Below are 22,816 nucleotides of genomic sequence, written 5' to 3'. Positions count from 1 at the left end.
GTTACACCAAACAGAAACAGCGTAAGCAACAGAAACACGGTGATAATTAAAATAGGGCATTATGAGAAATTGCTAATTTTTACGGAGAGAAGCAGCGGACATAATGACTTGAAGTAACCTGAATCTGCAAGGAAGAAGGAGAGAGCTGGTCGGTTATTTTACACAAAACTTGATACTTTACGTCGGACTATGGTTCGACATAGAGTGGAAAACGGGAGATTCAAATCGAAAGATGCGGCTCCCGTTTTTCGTTTATATGATTTTTGCAAATCAGCAAACAATGGAATGGTATACCAAAAATATCTTCAGATAAAAAATCAAAATTTGAGCTTAAATGGTTAGGACGACAAACAAACAAAGACGATAAATTTTTGTTTATTAGGAACTAACCCAAAGGTACTGGAAGCAGTTCAGTCATTAACGGCAATTTGTGCAAAGTGTTTTTTAATGATCGAACTTAACACTCTCAACGTTATGCCACAAGCGAGTCCACAACCGATAGACTTACCTTTTTTACAGGGTGGGGGAGAGTGCGGTGAAATCATCCGTGAAACCGATTGGTCAAAAACCCCGCTGGGAACACCTGAATCGTGGGAACCCGCGTTAAAGATAGCCCTTGGTGTTTTATTAAGTTCTCCTTTCCCGATGCATATAACCTGGGGCGCTGAATTTATCCAGTTCTATAATGATGGTTACCGCCCCATTTTGGGTTCCAATAAACACCCACAGGCGATGGGCATACCGATATGGGAATCCTTTTCGGAAATTTGGGACACGATCGGCCCGATATTTCACGGCGTTATGGAAGGCCAAGCGGTCAGGTTCAAAGACTTTAAATTCATCCTTAACCGCAATGGATATTCCGAAGAATGTTATTTCAATTTCACCTGTAGCCCCGTTAAAGATGAAACAGGCAATATCAGAGGGATTGTCACCAATGTCATTGAAACTACTGATAAAGTAAGAGCCTTTATAGACAACAAGAGAGCAAAACTTGAATTGGAGGTTGTGCAGGCAGAAACCGCCAGCCAACGAGACAGATTTGCTCAGTTCTTTATGCAGGCGCCGGCAGCGATATGTATCCTAACCGGGCCTGACTATCGATATGAACTGGTGAATCCTTTATATCAGCAATTTTTTCCGGGAAGAGATCTCCTAGGTAAGCCCCTTACTGAAGCTATTCCCGAACTTGTAGGCCAGCCGCTAATGGGCATTATTGAAAATGTTTACCGGACAGGTGAACTCTACGAAGGCCGTGAATTGTACGTACCAATGGCCAGAAAAGCTGATGGGATTATAGAGGAAAGATATTTTAATTTTATTTATCAGCCACGCCCCGGTCCGGGAGGCAAGGTAGATGGCATATTTGTTTTTGCTATCGAAATGACCGATACCGTATTGGCGAGGAGAAAAATCGAAGCAAGTGCCAATTTGTTCCGCATGCAGTTGAATGCTATTCCCAATATCGCCTGGACAAACAAACTTGACGGCGAAGTAGACTTTTATAACCAGCAATGGTACAATTATACAGGCCTTGATGAAAAGCAATTTAATGGCAGGGAATGGGGGTCGATCATCTATCCTGATGACCTGGACTATTGTCTGGATTCTTTCCAGTGTATTTTAAAAGGTACAACCGGTGGTGAATACGAGATCAGGGAGAGACGTGCTGACGGAGAATACAGATGGCACCTGGTGCGGATTCTGCCTATTAAAAATGAACAAGGAGCTTTGCAAAGCTGGATTGGCACAGCTACTGATATTCACGATCTTAAAATGTTGGCTGCCCAGAAAGATGATTTCATTTGCATAGCAAGTCATGAGTTAAAAACTCCGGTAACCAGTTTGAAGTCGTCATTGCAATTGCTCGACCGGATGAAGGAACAGCCTTCGCCGGTAATGCTGCCCAAGTTGATCGCTCAGGCGAACAGAAGTGTTGAAAAGATCGGAAGCTTGATCGAAGAACTGCTTGATGCCAGTAAGCTCAATCAAAACCAACTGAATATGGTTAAAAAAACATTTAAGGTTTCAGAAATGCTGAAAAGCTGCTGTAACCACGTGCGGGCAGCAGCTAAACATGAACTAATCTTCCAAGGTGACCTGGAATTAACAGTCTTTGCCGATGAACACCGGATCGATCAGGTGGTGGTCAATTTCGTGAATAATGCCGTCAAATATGCCCCCGAATCTAAAAATATCTATCTAATGGTTAAAAAGATGGGTCGGTATGTTAAAGTTTCGGTTAAAGATAACGGACCCGGGATCTCACCGGATAAGATTCCGCATCTGTTCAATAAATATTACCGGGCAGAATATACCGGTGCACAATATTCCGGTCTGGGTCTGGGTCTTTATATCAGCGCAGAGATCATTCACCGCCATGATGGTGAGATCGGCGTGGATAGCAAGTTAGGTAAAGGAAGCACCTTTTGGTTTACGCTTCCGCTATCTTCTTAAATCCCTTAACGTAAAGGGGGCCGCCACTGCCAGTTTATAAAAAAACAATCTCAGGTCGGCTCCATCGGAGCATCCTTTTCGAATGTTAAACATTTATTTTAATTGAAAATACACTATAATATTTCATGATAAGGAATTTTTACGCGCTTATTGGTGACCCTGAATTTAGTAATAGCTTAATGAATGTGGAAAAAGGACTTGTGAATAACCTAAGCGCTAAAAAGCTGAGTGCTGACATGAGGCCCCCCGAATGGTAGGTATAAGACCTCCTATTTCAACGAAGCTTAGCATGACTTTAAGCATGACATTTGCAATGTTTAAAACCCTGTTTTTATTGTGAATAACCCGTTAATAAAAAATATAAAAAATATTTTGCAGATCGGGCACATGTTCGGATATTGAAATCATCAAGAACGACGTACTTTGACAGCCTTATTATCAGGAATAACAGAAAGTGAATCGGGCAAATCTTCGGAAACGCTAAAGATCATAGGAAAGCCTGAGTTACACCAAACAGAAACCGCGCGAGCGACGGAAGCGTAGTGTTAATTAAAATAGGGTATTAGTAGAAGCTGTTAATTTTTACGGAGAGTAACAGCGGAAATAATGACTTTGATATAACCGGAACCTGCAAGGGGGAAGGCGAGAGCGGGTCGGTCATCTTACAAGAAGATTTTGATACTTTATGAACAACCACGGTTAGTCATAAAGTAAAAAACGGGAGTTCAAATCGCAAGAGGAGGCTCCCGTTTTTGTTTTTATACCCGCCAATTAACATACCGCTAATTATCCCGCCGCTAATCTTAAATCTTTAATCTATAATAGTTAATTTAGCGTCTTATGCATAAGGACGATAAAAGCAGACCGAACGGGAGCAAAAAGATATTTGTTTTAGATACATCTGTAATCTTGTACGATCATAACGCTTTTGAAAATTTCCAGGAACATAACGTGGCTATACCTATACAAGTATTGGAAGAACTGGATAATATGAAAAGCGGTAATGATACCCGCAACTTTGAGGCCCGCAGCTTTATCAGGCTGATAGATGAAATTTCCCGTAAAAAACTCATTAACAAATGGCATCCTTTAAACGGCGCTAACAAGGGTAATTTTAAAGTAGTAATTGATATAAAAACTACGAATATTAATGCCGAAATTGTTTTTGGATCTGATAAAGTAGACCATCGTATATTAAACGCGGCGCTTGGTTTGCAGGAAGAATATCCTGATAAAAAGGTAGTATTGGTATCAAAAGATATTTGCCTGCGTCTAAAAGCCAAGGCACTTAATTTACATGCGGAAGATTACGAAACCGGCAAGGTTAAAAACCTGGACGAGCTATATAGTGGTAAAACTATTTTAAACGTAACAGATAAACAAATAACCCAATTAAATAAGCAAGATTATTTACCTGCCGAAGATTTTGATCTAAAAGCGAATACCAGTAATCATTTTTATATATTGGAAGGAAAGAAATCTATTGCCTCGGGTTTTTATAATAGCCAAAGTCAAAAACTGGAAAAGGTTACCCAGCAGCCTATATTTAATATCTTCCCTAAAAACCAGGAACAGGCTTTTGCTATACACGCCTTGTTGAACCCGGATATTAAATTGGTTACCATACAGGGTAATGCCGGTACCGGTAAAACCTTATTGGCATTAGCCGGCGCGTTAGAGCAGCGCAAATATTACCGTCAGATATACGTTACCCGCCCAATTGTGCCATTAAGCAATAAGGATATTGGCTTTTTACCGGGCGATATAAAATCAAAAATAGACCCCTACATGGCGCCTATTTGGGATAACCTTAAATTTATTAAGGATCAGTTTGCTGATGATGAAAAAATGCAGGCTAAAATTGACGAATTGGTTGAAAATGATAAAATATCTATAGCGCCACTGGCCTTTATACGAGGCCGTACACTAAGCAAAATATTTTTTATTGTGGATGAGGCGCAAAACCTTACTCCGCACGAAGTAAAAACTATCATATCCCGCGCAGGCGAAAACAGCAAGTTTATATTTACAGGTGATATTTACCAGATAGATACCCCTTATCTTGACGCAGAAAGCAACGGTCTCTCTTATTTAATTGATAGAGCAAAGGGCCATCCGCTATACGCGCACATTACCCTGCAAAAAGGGGAGCGGAGCGAGTTGGCTAATTTGGCTACGGAGTTGCTGTAATTATAATAAAAATGAAAAACCTATTTATATTTATTTTAATAATTGCCGCATTTACAGCATGTAAAAAATCTGTTCAGTCAGCCCCTGTAGTTGTACTGCCATTACATAATGTGTTAGTATTAGGCAATAGTATTACTTATGCTCCAGCCAATCCATCAATAGGTTGGAATGGAAGTTGGGGTATGGCGGCAAGTGTTGCCGATAGTGATTACGTTCATTTGCTTACAGTCCGTTTTAAATCAATGAACAATGCCAATAAATTGATTGCAAAAAACATAGCCCAGTTTGAAACCAACTTTGATACATACGATTTTGACCTGAATCTTAAGTCGTACAGGGATGCTAAACCTGATATAATTATTCTGAGGATTGGCGAGAATGTTACAAGAAATGCTGATTCGGTGTTGTTTGAGGAAAAATACGTTGCCCTGATAAATTATTTCACAGCGGCTAATCCAAAAGTTAAAATACTGGCAGTAGGGTCCGTATGGCCCGAAAGAGATATGGCAAATAAAGTAATGAGCAAATATTCTACTTTTATCTCACTGGTCTCCTTGCAAAATGATCTTTCAAATTTTTCTTTCGGGTTATTTCCTGATCCGTCAATACAAAGCCACCCGTCTGATAAAGGCATGAGGAACATAAATGATGAAATATGGACGGCGGTTCAAACAATGTTATAATAAAAAGAATCTTACCTCAATATATCATCCGTAACCTTAGCAATATCCATACTTATTTTATTAATAAAACCTAACTGGTCTTTTAATAAGTTGTCTGTTGCAGTGGGTATAATTTCTTCTGCCGGTTCGGCTTTTTCGCCGGTAAACTCTATACGTTCTCCGCCAAGTTTTTTATTGCTTTCATTTAATACAGCAATACTTCGTTTAATTAATTTCAGGGTATCTGGCGTAGTTTTATGTAATCCTTTTATCGTTATTTCTGATGCTACAGTTGCAATGTACGAGGACAGTATATGGTTAAGCACTACAAATTTATGGATCTCTTTTATATTGCGCTGTTTGCTTTTGGGTTCAGACGTCATTCGCTCAAACGCGGCAGATAAGTTGGCAGATTTCACATAAACCTCTTTACGGGCCAGTTTATATTCTGTAGTGGTAACTGTTGTACCGGTAATAGTTTTGGCTATTTTAACTAAATAGTTTACGTTAGTATAAATCACTTCAGACAGGTTGGTTTTTATCTGCTCAAACTCCCATGTAGGGAAGATCAAATAACTGGCTGCAAATGCAATGGTTGATCCTATTATAGTGTCTACCACACGTTCCTGTACAATATCAAGGTGCGCTATCCCTAAAAACTTAAACAATATCAGTACATACGGGGTCATGAAAATAACGCTTACTATATAGTTTAGTCGCAGAAAGCTATAAGTGCCTATCATGAATACAAACAGGAAAACAAACTGTACAGCGCTGTTAGGTATAAAAAGTAATATCAATACCCCAATTATCCCACCTGCCATAGTGCCAATTAAACGCTGGTAATTACGCTGTTTTGAAAGACTAAAGCCCGGTTTTAATATCACAATAATGGTAAGCAGCACCCAATAGCTGTGATGGCCCAATGAAAATATTCTTGCCGCAATAAAACCAACCATGCAAACCAGCGATACCCTTAAAGCGTGCTTAAATGCTGCAGAATCTAATGAGAAATTATCAAAGAAAAGATGGGGTTCATAATCCTGATGGGGTGCAAATTTAGAGTACTCCACATCATTGTTTTTCTCTATTAATATTTTAGATGAGCTGGAGTTGTAATAATTAAATATATTCTCTATCGCCTTGTTCAGATCGCGAAGGTTTATTAATATCTTTTTTAGTACCAGATTGCTGGTTTCGTGGCCATTGTTAACAGCATCAATTTTTAATTTAAGCTGCTCTAATTTAGGGTTGAAATCTACCAGGTGTTTATATCTTGTATTGGATAAAACAGCATAGCCAATTTTCTCCAACTCATCAGCCATTTGGTGCACTATATGTGCTATCTCGGGTAAAATGCCGGTGTCTTTAAATTTATCGTGGATGTAAGCATAATCATAGTGGGTAGCCATGATTTGCTCAAACATATCTACCAAATCAACAAAAGTAAGTACCAGTATGCGGCTGGCATTGGTTGATTCGCGCACCATCACCCTGCTTTTAAATAGAAGCTCTCTAACCGCATCTTGGTGCTGGCTCACTTGTATTTGTTGCGATACCAGCTTATGATAGTTTTCGTCAATATCAGTTTCCGGCAGATAAAAGTTGGCTTTTATTCTTAAAAACTTAACAATATCGGCTATGTTTTCGCCCAGGGCCTGCTGTGCCGCGCGGTAGGGCCGAATGCCGAAAAATACCAGGCTAAACACCATATACCAAATACCGCCAGCTAATATGGTGGCGCTATAGCCCAATATAGCATCTGGCTTCATTGCTTTATCAATCATAAATATCATAATCAATAAAGAAGCCGTACCTACAGATGCGGCGCGGTTACCGTATACAATAAACATAGAGAACAGGAAGGAGAATATAGTAACCTCCAGCCCCAGGGTAAAAACATTAAGCCGGGCAAAACCTGTTGTAATTGCCACAACAAACAAGCATAAATTACCAATGGCCATAGCATTCCGCTTGTGTAATACCGGGCCCGGGCTGTCAATAACACAAATACAAACAGCGCCTAATGACATGGCTACACCCAAATCGAATTTATTAAACTGCAGCAATACCAGGGAAGGCAGTAAAATGCCTAACGACATACGCAAGCCATCAGAAAAATACTGACTGAAAAAGAAGCTTTTAATTTCTTTAGGTTGAATTATCACGCTGCAAATCTCGTAAAAAAAGAGTTATATATGAATTTGCAAAAATTTTATCGTAGTGCTAATTTTATAACCAATATTAGTGTCAATGAGGTTTTTTTTTAATAATTATTCAATTTTTAATGATTTTAACTTAAATTCACACCGATTTATAATTAATTATAAACCAGGCCTTCTTTTTTTAATTTATTTATCTTTTTAGTATGTCATCAACGTTAAAACTCAGCCAAAGAGAAACAGCTTTTAATAACGAGGTTGTTACTCGTTTTGAGTTATATAACAGCTTATTTCAAACGCTGCCTTTTTACCAGGTAAAAGAAATTGGTATTTTATTGCCGTTTTTTAGCTCGCATTGTGAAAAGGGAGCAATAAAGCAGCAATCGCCAACCGCTATAATTGAATCGTTTTTCAAAAAATATGTTCCGGATATTGATCATCGCGAGCAGCTTAACCGCTTGTTTCGGTTTATTCAATATATTGAGCGTCAGGTGGTTTTGTTTGATGCGATTGAAGATTCATCGTTCAGCAAAATTGGAAGGCCAGATGATGTAGGTACTTTAAACGGATTGCTGCAAGCTGCTGCAACCAGCGATCAGGTGCGCGACAGTATAAGCGAAAAACTTAAAGATTTTTCGTTAAGACTGGTACTTACCGCCCATCCAACGCAATTTTACCCCGGTACAGTACTGGGTATAATGACAGATCTGATAGAAGCATTAAAAACCAATGATATTGGCAGTATTGATGTTTTATTACAGCAACTAGGTAAAACACCGTTTTTTAATAAAACATCACCAACACCAGTTGATGAAGCGGTTAGTTTGGTTTGGTTTCTTGAGAATACTTTTTACCATGCTGTATCAGGTATACAAACAAAGCTTGAAGAAGAGTTTGATATTGACGAGAATAGAAAGAACCAACTATTAGAATTAGGTTTTTGGCCGGGCGGCGACCGTGATGGTAACCCGAATGTAAATACAAAAACCACTTATGATGTAGCTGTTTTATTGCGGCAGATTATATTCCGTTGTTATTACCGGGATTTTAGGGTTTTAAAACGCAGGATAACTTTTAGGGGTATTGAAAAAACAATAGCTACTTTGGAGGCTTTGCTATATGAAAATGCCTTTAATAAGCATCAGCATAACGCTAAGGACCTGCAAGGCGAATTATTGGAACTTCTACAGTCTGTTCGTGAAACTTTAATTACCAGTCATGATAGCCTGTTTGTAAATATTGTTGAGGACCTGATAAGAAAAGTGCGTTTGTTTGGCTGTTTCTTTGCTACGTTGGATATAAGGCAAGATAGCAGGGTATTACGCAACGTTTTTAATTATTGTACAGACAAGGGTATTGCAACCGGCTTACCTGCAGATTACGAAAAGCTAAGCGAAGAAGAAAAGCTACAGAACATAACATTTAACGCGCTTAACTTTTTATGCCCCGAGGATGCGGATGATTTGACCAAGGATACGCTTAATACCATTATGCTGATGAAACATATTCAGCATACTAATGGTGAAAAAGCTTGCCAAAGGTTTATTATAAGTAACTGCCAGCAAGCATCAGATATATTACAGCTTATAGACCTGTTTTTATGGAGTGGCTGGAAGGCAGAAACCCTTACTGTTGATTTTATGCCATTGTTTGAAACAGTGAACGACCTTAAAGTTGCTGCAGACGTAATGGAGAAACTATATACACATCCATTTTACAAAGAACATTTAAAAAGGCGTGGTAATGCACAAAGTATTATGCTGGGTTTCTCTGATAGTACTAAAGATGGTGGTTATTTAATGGCTAATTGGTCTATTTATAAAGCAAAAGTTGAGCTTACTGCCATGGCCCGAAAATACGACATCAACCTAGCATTTTTTGACGGGAGGGGCGGACCGCCAGCCCGTGGTGGGGGTAAAACACATCGTTTCTATGCTTCCATGGGTAGCGAAATTGCCAATAAACAGATACAATTAACTATACAGGGCCAAACGGTTAGCTCGCAATACGGATCAGTAGAAACTGCCCGTTTTAATATAGAGCAGCTGATAAATGCCGGTGTAACCTCATCATTAAATCCGGATAGTAATGACTTGCTGAGTGCCCGCCAAAAAACATTGATCACTGATATGGCAAATGCCAGCTATAAACTTTTTATGGACCTGAGGGAACATAAATTATTTGTAGAGTATTTAGAGAAATTTAGTCCGCTTAAATTATTATCAAAAATCAACATAAGCAGCAGGCCAACCAAGCGCAACGCCGGAGCGCCGCTAAAACTGGAAGATTTGCGTGCCATAAGCTTTGTAACAGCCTGGAGTCAATTAAAACAAAGCATCCCGGGGTTTTACGGGGTAGGTACGGCATTGCAAAAAATGAAGCAAAAGGGTGATTGGGATGAAGTTAAACAGCTATATAATACATCAGGGTTTTTCAAGACCATGCTGGATAATTGTATCATGTCTATGTCTAAATCTGATTTCAGGATAACTGCTTATTTAGAAAAGGATGAAAAGTTCGGGGCGTTCTGGAAACAGTTGAAAGATGAATTTGAATTGACCAAAGCCTTATTATTGGAGCTAACCGGAACAGAAGTATTGATGCAGGATTCGCCTGTTGACCGCCGCTCTATTAGTGTACGTGAGAAGATTGTATTGCCTTTGGTAATTGTACAGCATTATGCCTTACATTGCCTCAATAATACAACTGATAAGGAATTAATTGAGATATACGATAAACTGGTAATAAGAACTGTATACGGTATTGTTAACGCCGGAAGAAATTTAGCTTAATTTAGTATTTGTCATGATAATGTAAACCGTATAAGACTATATTTGTTATACCAATTAGTATAACCTTACGGCTTGCAAATGAAAAAGTTAATTCGCCTCTTATTCGGGGTAGTGGTATTATTTGCTATATCATCATGTACGGATAATAAACGAGCCAGAAATTACAATAATAATACTGTAGTTGATGAAGGCGGATCAGTCTTTATAATACAAGGATTAGAAGCCGGGCTTGCCGAAATAAAAGCAGCTAAAGTGGCCGAAGTAAATTCAAAAAATCCACGGATCATCAGCTTTGCCAAAATGATGATAGCCGACCATACACAAACGGGAGATGAACTGGAAAAAATTGGCATTAACAAAGGGATAACCGAAGGTGATACTATCAATACTGAACATCAAAAACTGATTGACAATATATCCACAAAAAAGGGTGTCGATTTTGATAAAGCCTATATACAAATGATGGTAACCGATTATGAAAGCGTTATAACGCTATTCGCCAGGGCTGCCGGGAATAAAAGTGCCGATATTCAAAATTTCGCTAAAAAAACCTTGCCTGCTTTAAAAACACATTTAGATTCGGCTAATGCTATTTGCGAGTCATTAAAATAGTTTTAACTGTTGTTCCCCGGGTGGTTTGGCTTTACCAAATACGGTGCGACCATCATATTTCCAGGAGTTGTTTCTTTCCTCTTCTATCACCTTATCAAAATTTGCGTTGGGGATAAAGTCCTGCTCTGCCTTTTGAGCTATTTGGGTTAGCCTTTTTATGGCCTCACTTTTTTCGCTGTTACCTAATTTAGCTTTATGTATGGCGATTTGCAGCGTACCAATAGTTTCATCATAAACCTTTGTTGGTACAGGGAAGGGATGCCCGTCTTTACCGCCATGCGCGAAGGAAAAGCGTGCCGGGTCTTTAAACCTCGATGGAGTGCCGTGTATTACTTCGCTAACTAAGGTTAGTGATTGTAAAGTACGTGGGCCCAGTCCTTTAAGTAACAACAATTCTTCAAAATCTTCCGGGCGTTTTTCATGGGCCAGCCATAGTACAGAGCCTAATCTTTTAAGGTCTACATCCTTTTCTCTTACATCATGATGCGATGGCATTACCAGTTTGCTTATCTCCTTAAGCATGGTATCCGGGTTTTCATTTGCTATTTGCATAACTCCGGCCCGCGCGGGCGCAGCGAGGCTATCGGCCAAGTTTAATATAAAACCATTGTTTTTACCGTAAATGGAGGTATGCGGATCATCAACAAATGAGGTTAGCGAATCAGAATGCCAATGGTACCGGCGGGCGGTACTTGACGCGTCGCTCATGCCTTGTTGTACTACGCTCCATTTACCCGTATCGCTTAAAATAAAGTTGTGGGTATATAGTTGAAACCCATCCTGTATAGCTGTATTATCAACCTTAGCGCTAAGCTTGCTGCATTTAACCAGGTAGTTGCCATCGAGCCCGGTGCGTTCGCTTATCCTTATTAATTCATCTGGGGTTTGTTTGGAATATTTGCCTTTGCCGCCGCATATGTAAATACCCAATTCTTTACTGTGCGGGTTGATAGCACATTTCAACGCTCCCATAACAGAAGTGGTAATACCCGATGAGTGCCAATCCATACCCATAACTGCGCCAAGGCTCTGGAACCAGAAAGGATCGCTTAAACGGCGCAATACTTCGTCTTTGCCATAATCTAAAACTATGGTTTCTACCACGGCCAACCCTAATTTGGCCATCCTTTCTGCCAGCCATTGCGGTACGTAACCATAATGCAAAGGCAGATCAGCACTTCCCGAACGCTTCATGCTAACAAATTTAGCTTAATAAATTGCATCATAACAATTTATTAGCGAATATTGAGTACCAATTTATTCTTCGTATGAAAACAATATTTAAAGTTGCCATTGTGCTTACTGTAAGCTTTTGTGTTTTTACATCAATGCGCGCGCACAAGAAAGCACAGGTTATATTGCCAAAAGCAGACTCAACCGATGCCTTGTTTGCCGCCGGTACCAAGCCGCAGTTAATATCAAGGCAGTTCTCCTTCACCGAGGGCGCGTCGGTTGATAAAAAGGGCAATGTGTTTTTTACCGACCAGAATAATAACAAGATATGGGAGTACGATACCGATGGTAAGCTATCACTGTTTCTGGATAGCGCGGGCCGATCAAACGGGATGTATATTGATAAAAAGGGTAATTTAATTACCTGTGCCGATGAAAATGAACAGCTATGGTCAATCAGCCCTAAAAAGAAAATTACTGTTTTATTAAAAGATTACCAGGGGCATTTATTTAACGGACCCAATGATGTTTGGGTGGCTCCTAATGGTGGGCTGTATATAACCGATCCGTATTACCAGCGGCCGTGGTGGTCGCGGAAAAAAAGCGATCTTGATGGAGAAAAAGTTTACTATCTGCCCAAAAATAGCTCAACACCTGTAATCGTTATCAGCGATTTTAAAAGGCCCAATGGTATTGTGGGTACGCCCGATGGCAAATACCTTTATGTTGCTGATGCCGGAGCAGGTAAAACCTATAAATACACCATTAATAAGGATGGTTCATTGAGTGATAAAATACTGTTTGTATCACAGGGATCAGACGGGATGACGCTGGACGAAAAAGGAAATGTTTACCTGACCGGCAAGGGGGTAACTATTTACAACCCCGACGGAAAACGGATTGCACGTATTCCTATTGAGGAGCCATGGACCGCCAATATTTGCTTCGGTGGGAAGAAAAAAGATGTTTTGTTCCTAACCGCGTCGACAGCTATTTATACCTTTCAGATGAAGGTAAGAGGGGTAGAGTAGGTGTTTCACAAAAATATGAAACACATGAAACACCCTTTTATGTTAATATATTGATATATAGTATGTTGACAAAATGAGTGAAACACCATGAAACAGTACTAATGCTTTAGGTAAATGCATATAAATTCCTTATAATTAGTACTTTATGTTGTTTTGCGATTTTTACAAATTTAGGGTGAAACACCTGATGTGAAACACTTTTTTTTGTGAAACAGTATATCGTCCTTACTCTTTTTGTTGTTAATCCTGTGTTGAGTTTATACTTTTTTTAGTCAGGTAGTTCTCCAATCATCGGGTTATGGCAACCTGGTAATCGTACTTTAATATCGCAGCAACATTCAGACCGGAGACTACTTTCCAGCTTTTTTTTTCGTTTATAAAATGCGGTGCTTCCAGTCCTGATTGCTGTGCTGCATTTGTATAAAAATTGGATCGGGTAGGGTGGTTTGGCGAGCAGGCATTATAAGTATATCCAAAAGCTTGTTGAGTTAATATAGCTTCGCTAATGCCAATGCAGTCTGTTAAATGTATCAGGTTAACCGGCGCATTCCCGTTAGGAATATTAGTTTTCCCAGCAAAGAATCTGCCCGGATCACGGCCCGGGCCAATTAAACCTGCAAAACGAATGATGGTTGTGGTAAAAGCAGGTTGTTCTTTTAAAATATTTTCGGCCCGCAGCATGATTTTGCCCGATTCATTATCGGGCCCGGGTTCGTTCAGCTCATTAACTTCACTATTGGTGTCGCCATAAACGCTTGTCGAGCTAATGAGTACCACTTGTTTAATTTGATGCGCTATTATAGGTGTTATTAAGCGCCTGATTTTAATCAGGTATTCTTCACCATTGCCTGTTCTTACTTTTGGCGGTATGCTGATCCAAAGTACATCGCAATTAAAAAAAGCGGGGTCGATGGTTTCGTTGTCAATAGGAAGATCAATAAGGTAAGGTTCGATCTTAGCATCGGTTAATGTATTTAATTTATCAGCAGAAGTGGTCGAGCCTTTCACGGTAATCCCCTTTTTTACCAGCGTTTTAGCCAGTTCCAGTCCGTACCATCCGCAGCCTAATATGCTTACTGTCATGCGTCAAATATGCTGTTTTTAATTAAATAGCTAAACTGATGACAGGTATTATGATAGAAAGATGAAGCATGGGCTAAATCTAGGTTTTATTTCACGTGGGCGTTGCCTGCGGCCCGCGCTATCCGCTTATACTACACAGGCATTAGCCACAGGCCGGTATCCGCTGCTATCGCTAACGCATGTCTGAACCATGATTCATAGGATTTAAGGATGACCTTGATTTAATTTTGCGCGCCCGCCTTTGTTGTGTGTTATCACCAACAAAAATGAGCGGTGGAGTATCGTCTTCGCCGTTGTCTCTCAGAGAGAACCCTGCGCGGTGGTGGTAGGGTTGCGTGACAATCTCTGCGTTTACTTAGCAAGTTGGCTTATCGCTTGGTGACGCTCAATTGCCGCTAAGGCTGTTACTTTTGTCTTGATACAAAAGTAACCAAAAGATCAAGTCAGACGAGAGGCTTCTTGCCGCACTGGGCCTTTGCGCTGCAAAACAGGTAAAACCAAGGGCCCGGTCCTTTTGCCGCCTGTTGTCGCGCCGGGCTATCGCTTCAGGCAAAATTACCAATGCCCTTGCCGCTGCACGGCCCAACTTGTTTTCCCTATTTTCGCCCGAAGCTTTTCGTCTGACGCTTTTGGTACAAGACTACAATCTTCATATTAATGAAAAATGTAAAGCGGGTAAAGGCCCGTCAGCACGCGCGGCCGGGAGTCTGGCCTAGCGTAGTGGCAGCGATCGGGCTGACTTGATTTATTCATCTATTGTTTGTTTTTTATGGGTATTCATGAGGTCGCTACGCTCAGTTTTTGGTTCTTTTTCATCTAAGGAAAAAGAACTAGGCCTCCGCGGCCATGAGCGGTGGATGCTCAACCCATGCATACAGCCAGTTTACTGAATGAACTTGCACCGCTTCAGGCAAAATTACCAATGCCCTTCCCGCGGCACCCATGCATACAGCCAGTTTACTGAATAAACTTGCAGAGCTTGCTAAGCTAACGCTGAGCGGGTATCATTATCACTTGCGCTCGTTTGCAATGAGTGCTTAACATGGGTTTGCATTTATAATGCGAGTTAGAACGCATGGTGACGCTCTTGGCCGCTAAGGCCCATTACTTTTTGCTTGATCAAAAAGTAACAAAAACTCAAGTCAGACGATAGGCTTCTTGCCGCACTGGGCCTTTGCGCTGCAAAACAGGTAAAATCTAGGGCCCGGTCCTTTTGCCGCCTGTTGTCGCGCAGGGCCACCGCTTCAGGCAAAATTACCAATGCCCTTGCTGCCGCACAGTCCAACTTGTTTTACCTGTTTTCGCCCGAAGCTTTTCGTCTGATAGCTTGCTGCCAAGATCCTGGATTTGATTGCGCGCCCGCCCAAAAGGATTATTTTCCACATCCACGACAATCAGCCTGATATTTATTTGTATTTTCGGAACACCTAAAACGACACCACCTATGAAACTTAACCGGCAGCGCATCCAGATCCTGGTCACGCTATTTGCGCTGATAGCTGTATTTACCCACATTCTGTTTCCCGTATTAAAGATCGACGCGATAACCGTGACTCTCATTATCGTATCGGTTGTACCTTGGTTAGCCCCTTTGTTCAAATCAGTAGAATTACCAGGAGGAATTAAAATGGAGTTCCAGGAATTGGAACAAGTCACTATCGCAGCTAAAAAGGCAGGTATTATCCAGCAAGAACCGGAAGACAGGCAACCAATTCTCCAACGGGAAAAGTATGCTTTTGTTGAAATTGCGCCAATCAACCAGGAACTGGCGTTAGTCGGTTTAAGGATCGAAGTGGAAAAGCGGTTGCGTAAATTGGCTGAAAAATATGATCTAAAAATTCAATTGGGAAATCATCGGATGATTGAGCAATTAGGCGAAAAACAAGTCTTATCTGCGGAGGAACGTGCTGTTTTCAGACGGATGCTGGATACCTTGAATCATGCCGCGCACGGAATAGCCTATGATCCCAGGAACGTGGATTGGATCATGGAAACCGGCCCCCAGATACTGGCCGGGTTGGATGCCAAACTGGAATTACGTGGCGGTAGGTTTTCCGTCGGAAGGTCCGATGAACTGCCTCATTGGATCGATGCATCGTTTGAAAATTGCGGCGGAAACACCAACTTCGAACGTAAGCAATGCATTGGCGAGCACCTTGCACTTTGGGAAACGGAATTAATAAATATCTACAATGCGCTTTATAACAAGTTATCACCCGAGCAACAAGCCTTGTTGGCCAGCTCACAGACCGGTTGGCGGACTTATATAGAACAGGAGCAGAGCTTGATCAATTCTTTTGATAATTTAAGGTTACGGGTAGGTACAGGTGGCGAGCACAATATCCGAATGCATTATATGGAAAAAGTAAAGGACAAGACTCTGGAATTGGAAGAAATTCTCAACTATTTTTCAGTTCCGTTGGCTAGTACCCTGGACGAAACTAAAAATTAATTATAGTCGGTAACTTAATGGAAGAAGACGAAGAACTTGACGAAGAGACCAGGGCCAATTTTGACTGGAACGCGCAATCTTTATTTTCCACGCCGTTGGGACAGGAAGTTCAACAATTGACGACGATGATGTTGCTGGATAAACACGAAAAGACCAGTGAATACGCCCAATATATCAAAGCGGTAGGTGACGTGTTGTTTGATTTATCACAAAGCTTTTGGGATATTGATATGACCATCAAATTGATCGACTTCGCCCACCCGAAAATCAAATCATTCAAAATAACTCAGGTCGACCGCGGCGATTACCTGAAATATATGCTGGAGAATTATTTCTTCCGCCTGCCAAAATTAAAAGACATTACCCTGAACCTGTTAAATACCGTTTACCGGATGGGGTATACTCAATCACCGGGACTGGATAAAAAGGTAAGGAAACATCCGGAGGTCCAGGCACAGAAACTCACCTTGTACCTGGATTACTTTGATGAGATTTTTCAAAAGATAAGGCCATTAAGGGATAGGGTTGCACATAGGGGAGATTTACAGGACGGAACATTAGCGATGCTCAGTAGCTACCAGTTAAACCCCTACGACGAGGAACTTTACCATATGGAACTAAAAGGTACCATCGCCTATAACTATTTCTTTGAAAAGAACCAGGGTATTTTAAAACAGACCATATTGATCTTATTGATGCAGTTGAAAGCGGACTTTGACCAGATATCGGGTTCATTATCCAGGACACCTTAACCCGTATGGTGTTGATCGCTAAAGAAAAATGTATATTTATTTTTTTCTTATAGATGTCAGCTGTAATAACTTTACCTACAAATAATAAATTTTATGAAGCCTACCTGGAGGACGGGAAAGCTTTAAAAGAACTTCGGTCTTTCAGTAAGATCAATTTTTTTATCGGCGCCAACAATTCCGGCAAGAGCCGCTTGCTCCGTGAGCTTCTTAAGGACATGAATAAGTACCAGGCGTATCAATTTACGGATCAATCCTATGGTGTCCCTTATGATTTTTCGATAAAGGGGCGTCCTGCGCTGGTTAGTTACGAACCGGCGCAGGTGCTCGTACTGGTCAAAGACCGGATCACGCAAATCTTAGCGCTAGTTAACGGTTCACTGCGCTACCGCCTGGAATCGCATTTGAAAGGTTTAAAGGCTGAGCAATTAGTGGAATATGACATTTATCATTTTTATGCCGAACTGATAACTATTGGAAAAGCAATCCTGAAGGAAGATTTTGAGAAGGCTAACCAGGGCGCCGCCGAAACACGGCGTAAACAACAGATCAGCGCCCTTTTTAATGAGTTGATGGTAGTTTTGCAAAAGCTGTTTCCTTATATGCAAGGCATTAAATGTACCTATGTACCGGCCTACCGTACGCTGCGTAAAATGCTTACCAAAAATACGGCTCCAAAAGAGGATATTTTCCAGACCCGTTATGGAACTTATGCGAATTACCAGGCGATACAGGAACCATTGCTAAGGACACGCACCTTTTTCGATTATTTCCTGCAAATCAACCGGAAAACTATGACGATTGATCACGGTGCCGAGACAGTATTGCTGGATCCACAGCATATTTTTACCGGGGAATCCATGTTCGAGCAAATCCGTCAATTCCGCAACAGCGCCGAAAAGGAACGACAAAAATTGGTGGAATATGAAGAATTCCTGAGTACTAATTTCTTTAACCGCCAATCCGTACAGCTCAATGCGCTGACAATTGACGAAGCGGACGACGTTTATATCAAGATTGGGAAGGAAAAAGAATTTCCGATCTATGAACTGGGTGACGGGATCCAGGCCATAATCCTGCTTACCTTTCCATTATATATCAATCAATATTACAACCACTTTATTTTTTATGAAGAACCGGAGTTATACCTGCACCCAGGCATGCAGCGTATTTTCGTGGAAGTGCTTAGCAAAATGATAAATACCCGGGCTTTTATCGCCACACATTCTAATCATTTTCTGGATACGATCATTGACCTGCCGAATGAGATCTCGGTTTACACTTTGCGTAAGTTACAGGATAATCCCGGAGCCACCTTTCAGATCGAACTACTATCTTCACCAAATGTATCTTTACTCAATGATCTCGGCATCCGAAATTCATCCGTATTATTAGCCAATTGTACCTTGTGGGTCGAAGGTATTTCAGATCGGATCTATATCAAAAAATTCCTGGATATCTACCAGCGGGAGCAGCCGGATGGCAAGTTGAATAACGGCTTGCTACGAGAGGACCTGCACTTCGCGTTTTTGGAATTTGGTGGAAATAACATCATCCATTATGATTTTTCCGGTGAGCCACAGGATACCAAGATTAGTGCGCATAGTATCTCCAACCGGATTTTGTTGATCCATGATCTCGACAAAAATAAGACCGCTCGGCACCAGCGCCTGAAAAAGCAACTTAAAGCTGGCTATTACCAACTCGATACCTTAGAGATCGAAAATCTATTATCCCCTGAAATTCTGAAACTAACATTGCAGGATTTTCGGATCGGTAATGAACCGTTGGTCATTGCGGATTTTAAGACGATAGATTATGAACTACGGCCGATCGCAGAATTTATACAGGAAATATTACCAAAGGGATTAAAGAAAATCTTTACAAAACCAAAGGGAAAGGCCATTTCCAAATTATACAATAAAGCTGATTTCGCAAGGGCAGCCACCGCTCATATGCATTCCTGGGCAGACCTTTCACCCAAAGCGCAGCAATTAACAAAAAAAGTTTACGAGTTTATTTTAACGCATAATCAACGCGCTTACGATTTGCATTAAACAACAAAGCACCTGCTGGTCGACGCGTGCCGCGTGTGTCATATCCGCAATGCCGCGTTAGGGATGGCAATGGATACCGGCCCAGCGCCTAACGCCTTGTGTGCGTATGAATGAACAGCCCGGCCCGCAGGGAACGCCATTATAGAGATTAGTGATTGGTGGTTAGAGATTAGGCCTGTCGCTTTAGCAATAATTTACTTATTCATTTAAGTATACTTCCAATCACTCACTCATTCATTCACTCAATCACTCATTCACTCATTAAAAAAACCACTCATTAAAAAATTTAACACTGTTAAATTAATGACAAAAACGTGGCAATAAAATACAAAAGCCGCTATACCTTTGCTGCGCTGTTAGATTATAATAACATAAAATAAATGGCAAGTAAAGACAGGATATTACGTTTAAAGGAAGAAACCAGGATCAACATCCTGGATGCATCCCTGCAAATTGTAAAACAGGAGGGATGGAATGCCTTAAGTATGCGTAAAATAGCCGACGTGATAGAATATACCGCGCCTATTATTTACGAATACTACTCGAGCAAGGAAGCTATACTATTAGAGTTAACCCGTAAGGGATTTCTGATATTAGCTAAAGACGTGCAGGCTGCTAAAGATAAGCACCGTCTGCCGGCCAAACAACTGGAAGCCATGTGGCTTGCTTACTGGAACTTTGCTTTCGCCGAAAAAGAATTATACCAGCTAATGTTTGGCGTGGATGTTAACTGTTGCGAAATGGCAAAAAAGTTGCCAGAGTCTGAGATCCCTGCCGATTTGATTTGGGATGTGATTGTTGATTTAATGGCACCCCATATACCAACCGAAGACGAAGTATGTATCAAGTACTATACTTTTTGGTCTGTAATACATGGTTTAATATCTATCAACATGGTAAAACGGGGAAACACAGACGAAACTAACCGCGAAATTTTAAAGCTTGCTATAAGCGGTATTATCAGATCAATAAAAGATTAAATTTTTTACACCATATATAACAGTGTTAAAATATTTAACACTGTTAAGTTAATTCAATTCTTAATATAAATAAATAAAAATAACCACTATGAAAACTCCAACAATACCCTACACATACAATACTGTTAAAAAGATTAATAGTATTATAGCCATCGCGTTAGCATTACTTTCGCTTTTTTTATATAGCTGTTCATCAAGTCCCGCTGCTGTTACGGCACCGCCGCCGCCAACCTTGCCGGTAGCAGCCATACATACTGCATCGGTAACTACTTTCCAGGAATATCCTGCATCAATAGAAGGTACTGTTAACGTAGAGATACGTCCGCAGGTAAGCGGATCATTAGATAAAGTATTTGTTGACGAAGGCGCTTTAGTTAGCGCGGGCCAGCCCATATTTAAAATAAACGATCAGCCTTATCGCGCGGCTTTAAACAACGCTTTAGCCAGTTTACACGCGGCCGAAGCGGCCCAGGGCAACGCGCAATTGGAAATTGACAAATTAACCCCGCTTGTAGAAAACAAGGTTGTTTCTGATTATCAGCTTAAAACAGCAAGGGCCACTTATCAAATAGCCAAAGCTAATATTGAATCGGCAAAGGCAAATGTATCAACCGCGCAGATTAACTTAGGTTATACTCTTATTAAAGCGCCGGTTGGGGGCTATATAGGTAGGCTGTTAAAGAAACAAGGCAGCCTGGTGTCGCCGCAGGATGTTGAGGCCCTTACCCAACTATCAGACGTACATGATGTACATGTTTATTTCTCGTTGGGCGAAAAAGACTTTGTGAGCTTTAAAGAGCAATACACCGGTAAAACGTTAAACGATAAGCTGAAACACCTGCCATCAGTAGCACTATTATTAGCTGATAACAGCGAATATGCTATTAAAGGTAAGATAGACATGATAGACGGGCAGTTTGATAAAAATACCGGCGCTATTACGGTTAGGGCCAGTTTCCCTAATGCGCAAGGGCTATTGCGTTCTGGCAATACGGGTAAAATACGTTTAAGCCTGGTACATACTGACGCTTTAATGGTACCCGAATCGGCTACTATCGAGATGCAGGATAAAGTATTTGTTTTCGCCCTTGCGGATAGTAATAAAGTGAAAAAGCTACCTATTACCATTGTTGGTAAAAACGGTACAGATTACATCGTTAAAGACGGTGTAAAAGCAGGCGACCAGATAGTACTTAGCGGTATAGACCACTTACAGGAAGGTGCTAAAATAACCCCTCAAAAAGCAACTGATAAGGTTGCTAAAAACTAATTTATTTAAGATTCAGGAAACAAGAGTAAAGAACTAAGATAGTATAGCGACAGCCGATTTTCGTCTTGTCTCTTGAATCTTGCCTCTTGATTCTACAAAACAAAAAGATCATGTTCAAAATATTTATAAAAAAACCTGTACTGGCCACAGTTATCTCCATTTTGCTGGTGATACTGGGCGTACTTGGGCTAACCAAATTGCCCTTACAACAGTTTCCGGATATTGCACCGCCGGCGGTGCTGGTAGCGGCTGTTTACCCGGGAGCAAATGCCGAAACTGTTTTACGTTCGGTTGCCCCTTCATTAGAAGAATCCATCAACGGTGTTGAAAACATGAGCTATATGAGCTCGACCGCCAGTAATGACGGTACATTGGCTATCACCGTTTATTTTAAACAAGGTACCAATCCGGATCAGGCCGCGGTAAACGTGCAGAACAGGGTGGCACAAGCTACCAGTCAGTTACCTGCCGAAGTGGTACAACAGGGTATAACCACTACCAAACAACAAAACAGCTTGATTGGCGCAATTGGTATGTATACCGAGGACCCTAAAAAATACGACCAGGCATTTGTTGCCAATTACGCGCAGATCAATATTATTCCCGAATTGAAACGTATCCCGGGCGTGGGCTCGGCAACCATATTTGGCGGCGTTAAAGATTACTCTATGCGGGTATGGCTTAACCCCGGCCAGATGGCAGCTTATAAAGTTACCCCTGCCGAAGTTATGGCAGCCATACAGGATAAGAACTTAGAGGCAGCGCCCGGTAAGTTTGGCGAGCGCAGTACCGAAGTATTTGAATACGTAATAAAATACAAAGGCAAGCTTACCAAGCCCGAAGAATATGAAAACATTGCCATACGTGCAAATGCGGATGGTTCTGTACTGCACTTAAAGGATGTGGCACGTGTTGAATTGGGTGCCTACTCATACACCAGCGTAACCCACTTAAACGGGCACGATGGTATTGGTATTGGTGTAATACAATTAGCAGGATCAAACGCTAACGAGATACAGATAGCGGTGGATAAGCTGATGGAAAAAGCATCAAAAGATTTCCCGGCAGTTATTAAATACAATAACTTTTACAGGACAAAAACCGCGCTTGACGAATCTATAGATCAGGTTGAGCATACGCTGATAG

The 22,816-nt window shown here is 41.0% G+C and carries 15 protein-coding genes; 12 read left to right on the top strand and 3 right to left on the bottom strand.

Translation table 11 applies throughout. The annotated features are described in order from the left end of the window. Nucleotides 1-474: 474 nt before the first annotated feature. From JWP71_RS14570 to JWP71_RS14560, 3 genes are all read left to right on the top strand, one after another. Nucleotides 475-2,457, top strand: coding sequence for an ATP-binding protein (locus JWP71_RS14570; protein WP_299501367.1), 1,983 nt, complete (start codon nucleotides 475-477; stop codon nucleotides 2,455-2,457). Nucleotides 2,458-3,297: 840 nt separating this feature from the next. Then, the gene (locus tag JWP71_RS14565; protein WP_299501365.1) at nucleotides 3,298-4,647 is read left to right on the top strand and encodes a PhoH family protein; all 1,350 of its coding nucleotides are present in this window, start codon (nucleotides 3,298-3,300) and stop codon (nucleotides 4,645-4,647) included. Nucleotides 4,648-4,658: 11 nt separating this feature from the next. Continuing rightward, complete coding sequence (locus JWP71_RS14560) at nucleotides 4,659-5,330, top strand: SGNH/GDSL hydrolase family protein (RefSeq protein ID WP_299501363.1); 672 nt, start codon at nucleotides 4,659-4,661, stop codon at nucleotides 5,328-5,330. Between the two features lie 11 nt (nucleotides 5,331-5,341). On the opposite strand, the gene JWP71_RS14555 is transcribed toward JWP71_RS14560, so the two are convergent. Beyond that, nucleotides 5,342-7,477, bottom strand: coding sequence for an FUSC family membrane protein (locus tag JWP71_RS14555; RefSeq protein ID WP_299501361.1), 2,136 nt, complete (start codon nucleotides 7,475-7,477; stop codon nucleotides 5,342-5,344). A gap of 200 nt (nucleotides 7,478-7,677) precedes the next feature. Between JWP71_RS14555 and JWP71_RS14550 the strand changes: the two genes are divergently transcribed. Next, nucleotides 7,678-10,263: a phosphoenolpyruvate carboxylase gene (locus JWP71_RS14550; protein WP_299501359.1), complete on the top strand. Its 2,586-nt coding sequence runs from the start codon at nucleotides 7,678-7,680 to the stop codon at nucleotides 10,261-10,263. A 78-nt stretch (nucleotides 10,264-10,341) separates the two neighbouring features. Continuing rightward, the gene (locus JWP71_RS14545; RefSeq protein WP_299501357.1) at nucleotides 10,342-10,875 is read left to right on the top strand and encodes a DUF4142 domain-containing protein; all 534 of its coding nucleotides are present in this window, start codon (nucleotides 10,342-10,344) and stop codon (nucleotides 10,873-10,875) included. Here the strand turns inward: JWP71_RS14545 and JWP71_RS14540 are convergent. Then, nucleotides 10,867-12,069 (bottom strand): DUF763 domain-containing protein, encoded by a 1,203-nt coding sequence (locus tag JWP71_RS14540; RefSeq protein WP_299501355.1) that lies wholly within the window; start codon nucleotides 12,067-12,069, stop codon nucleotides 10,867-10,869. The two genes, JWP71_RS14545 and JWP71_RS14540, sit on opposite strands and share 9 nt — an antisense overlap. 74 nt (nucleotides 12,070-12,143) lie before the next feature. Between JWP71_RS14540 and JWP71_RS14535 the strand changes: the two genes are divergently transcribed. After that, nucleotides 12,144-13,079, top strand: a complete 936-nt coding sequence (locus JWP71_RS14535) for an SMP-30/gluconolactonase/LRE family protein (RefSeq protein WP_299501353.1) — start codon at nucleotides 12,144-12,146, stop codon at nucleotides 13,077-13,079. Nucleotides 13,080-13,367: 288 nt separating this feature from the next. Here the strand turns inward: JWP71_RS14535 and JWP71_RS14530 are convergent, their stop codons facing one another. After that, nucleotides 13,368-14,162, bottom strand: coding sequence for an SDR family oxidoreductase (locus JWP71_RS14530; RefSeq protein WP_299501351.1), 795 nt, complete (start codon nucleotides 14,160-14,162; stop codon nucleotides 13,368-13,370). A 1,444-nt stretch (nucleotides 14,163-15,606) separates the two neighbouring features. Between JWP71_RS14530 and JWP71_RS14525 the strand changes: the two genes are divergently transcribed. The 6 genes from JWP71_RS14525 to JWP71_RS14500 all read left to right on the top strand — a co-directional run. Next, nucleotides 15,607-16,614: a lysozyme inhibitor LprI family protein gene (locus JWP71_RS14525; protein ID WP_299501349.1), complete on the top strand. Its 1,008-nt coding sequence runs from the start codon at nucleotides 15,607-15,609 to the stop codon at nucleotides 16,612-16,614. A 17-nt stretch (nucleotides 16,615-16,631) separates the two neighbouring features. Continuing rightward, complete coding sequence (locus tag JWP71_RS14520) at nucleotides 16,632-17,366, top strand: Cthe_2314 family HEPN domain-containing protein (RefSeq protein WP_299501347.1); 735 nt, start codon at nucleotides 16,632-16,634, stop codon at nucleotides 17,364-17,366. Nucleotides 17,367-17,419: 53 nt separating this feature from the next. Beyond that, a complete protein-coding gene (locus JWP71_RS14515) occupies nucleotides 17,420-19,420 on the top strand; it encodes an AAA family ATPase (RefSeq protein ID WP_299501344.1) in 2,001 nt (666 codons plus the stop codon). 380 nt (nucleotides 19,421-19,800) lie between these two features. Next, a complete protein-coding gene (locus JWP71_RS14510) occupies nucleotides 19,801-20,400 on the top strand; it encodes a TetR/AcrR family transcriptional regulator (RefSeq protein ID WP_299501341.1) in 600 nt (199 codons plus the stop codon). Nucleotides 20,401-20,488: 88 nt separating this feature from the next. Continuing rightward, entirely contained in the window at nucleotides 20,489-21,670 is a 1,182-nt protein-coding gene (locus JWP71_RS14505) for an efflux RND transporter periplasmic adaptor subunit (RefSeq protein ID WP_299501338.1), read from the top strand. 110 nt (nucleotides 21,671-21,780) lie between these two features. Further along, the coding region (locus JWP71_RS14500; protein WP_299501335.1) for an efflux RND transporter permease subunit at nucleotides 21,781-22,816 on the top strand (1,036 nt) is incomplete at its 3' end.

The sequence above is a fragment of the Mucilaginibacter sp. genome, assembly GCF_028287845.1.
Lineage (GTDB): Bacteria > Bacteroidota > Bacteroidia > Sphingobacteriales > Sphingobacteriaceae > Mucilaginibacter.
The sequence above is the reverse complement of the archived record's forward strand: the minus strand, read 5'-3'. Positions and strand labels throughout refer to the sequence as shown.

Coding starts and splice junctions, on each gene's coding strand:
- JWP71_RS14530 (WP_299501351.1), bottom strand. CDS start 14,162: ATGACAGTAAGCATATTAGGCTGCGGATGGTACGGACTGGAACTGGCT.
- JWP71_RS14560 (WP_299501363.1), top strand. CDS start 4,659: ATGAAAAACCTATTTATATTTATTTTAATAATTGCCGCATTTACAGCA.
- JWP71_RS14570 (WP_299501367.1), top strand. CDS start 475: ATGCCACAAGCGAGTCCACAACCGATAGACTTACCTTTTTTACAGGGT.
- JWP71_RS14535 (WP_299501353.1), top strand. CDS start 12,144: ATGAAAACAATATTTAAAGTTGCCATTGTGCTTACTGTAAGCTTTTGT.
- JWP71_RS14550 (WP_299501359.1), top strand. CDS start 7,678: ATGTCATCAACGTTAAAACTCAGCCAAAGAGAAACAGCTTTTAATAAC.
- JWP71_RS14510 (WP_299501341.1), top strand. CDS start 19,801: ATGGCAAGTAAAGACAGGATATTACGTTTAAAGGAAGAAACCAGGATC.
- JWP71_RS14525 (WP_299501349.1), top strand. CDS start 15,607: ATGAAACTTAACCGGCAGCGCATCCAGATCCTGGTCACGCTATTTGCG.
- JWP71_RS14515 (WP_299501344.1), top strand. CDS start 17,420: ATGTCAGCTGTAATAACTTTACCTACAAATAATAAATTTTATGAAGCC.
- JWP71_RS14505 (WP_299501338.1), top strand. CDS start 20,489: ATGAAAACTCCAACAATACCCTACACATACAATACTGTTAAAAAGATT.
- JWP71_RS14545 (WP_299501357.1), top strand. CDS start 10,342: ATGAAAAAGTTAATTCGCCTCTTATTCGGGGTAGTGGTATTATTTGCT.
- JWP71_RS14520 (WP_299501347.1), top strand. CDS start 16,632: ATGGAAGAAGACGAAGAACTTGACGAAGAGACCAGGGCCAATTTTGAC.
- JWP71_RS14540 (WP_299501355.1), bottom strand. CDS start 12,069: ATGAAGCGTTCGGGAAGTGCTGATCTGCCTTTGCATTATGGTTACGTA.
- JWP71_RS14565 (WP_299501365.1), top strand. CDS start 3,298: ATGCATAAGGACGATAAAAGCAGACCGAACGGGAGCAAAAAGATATTT.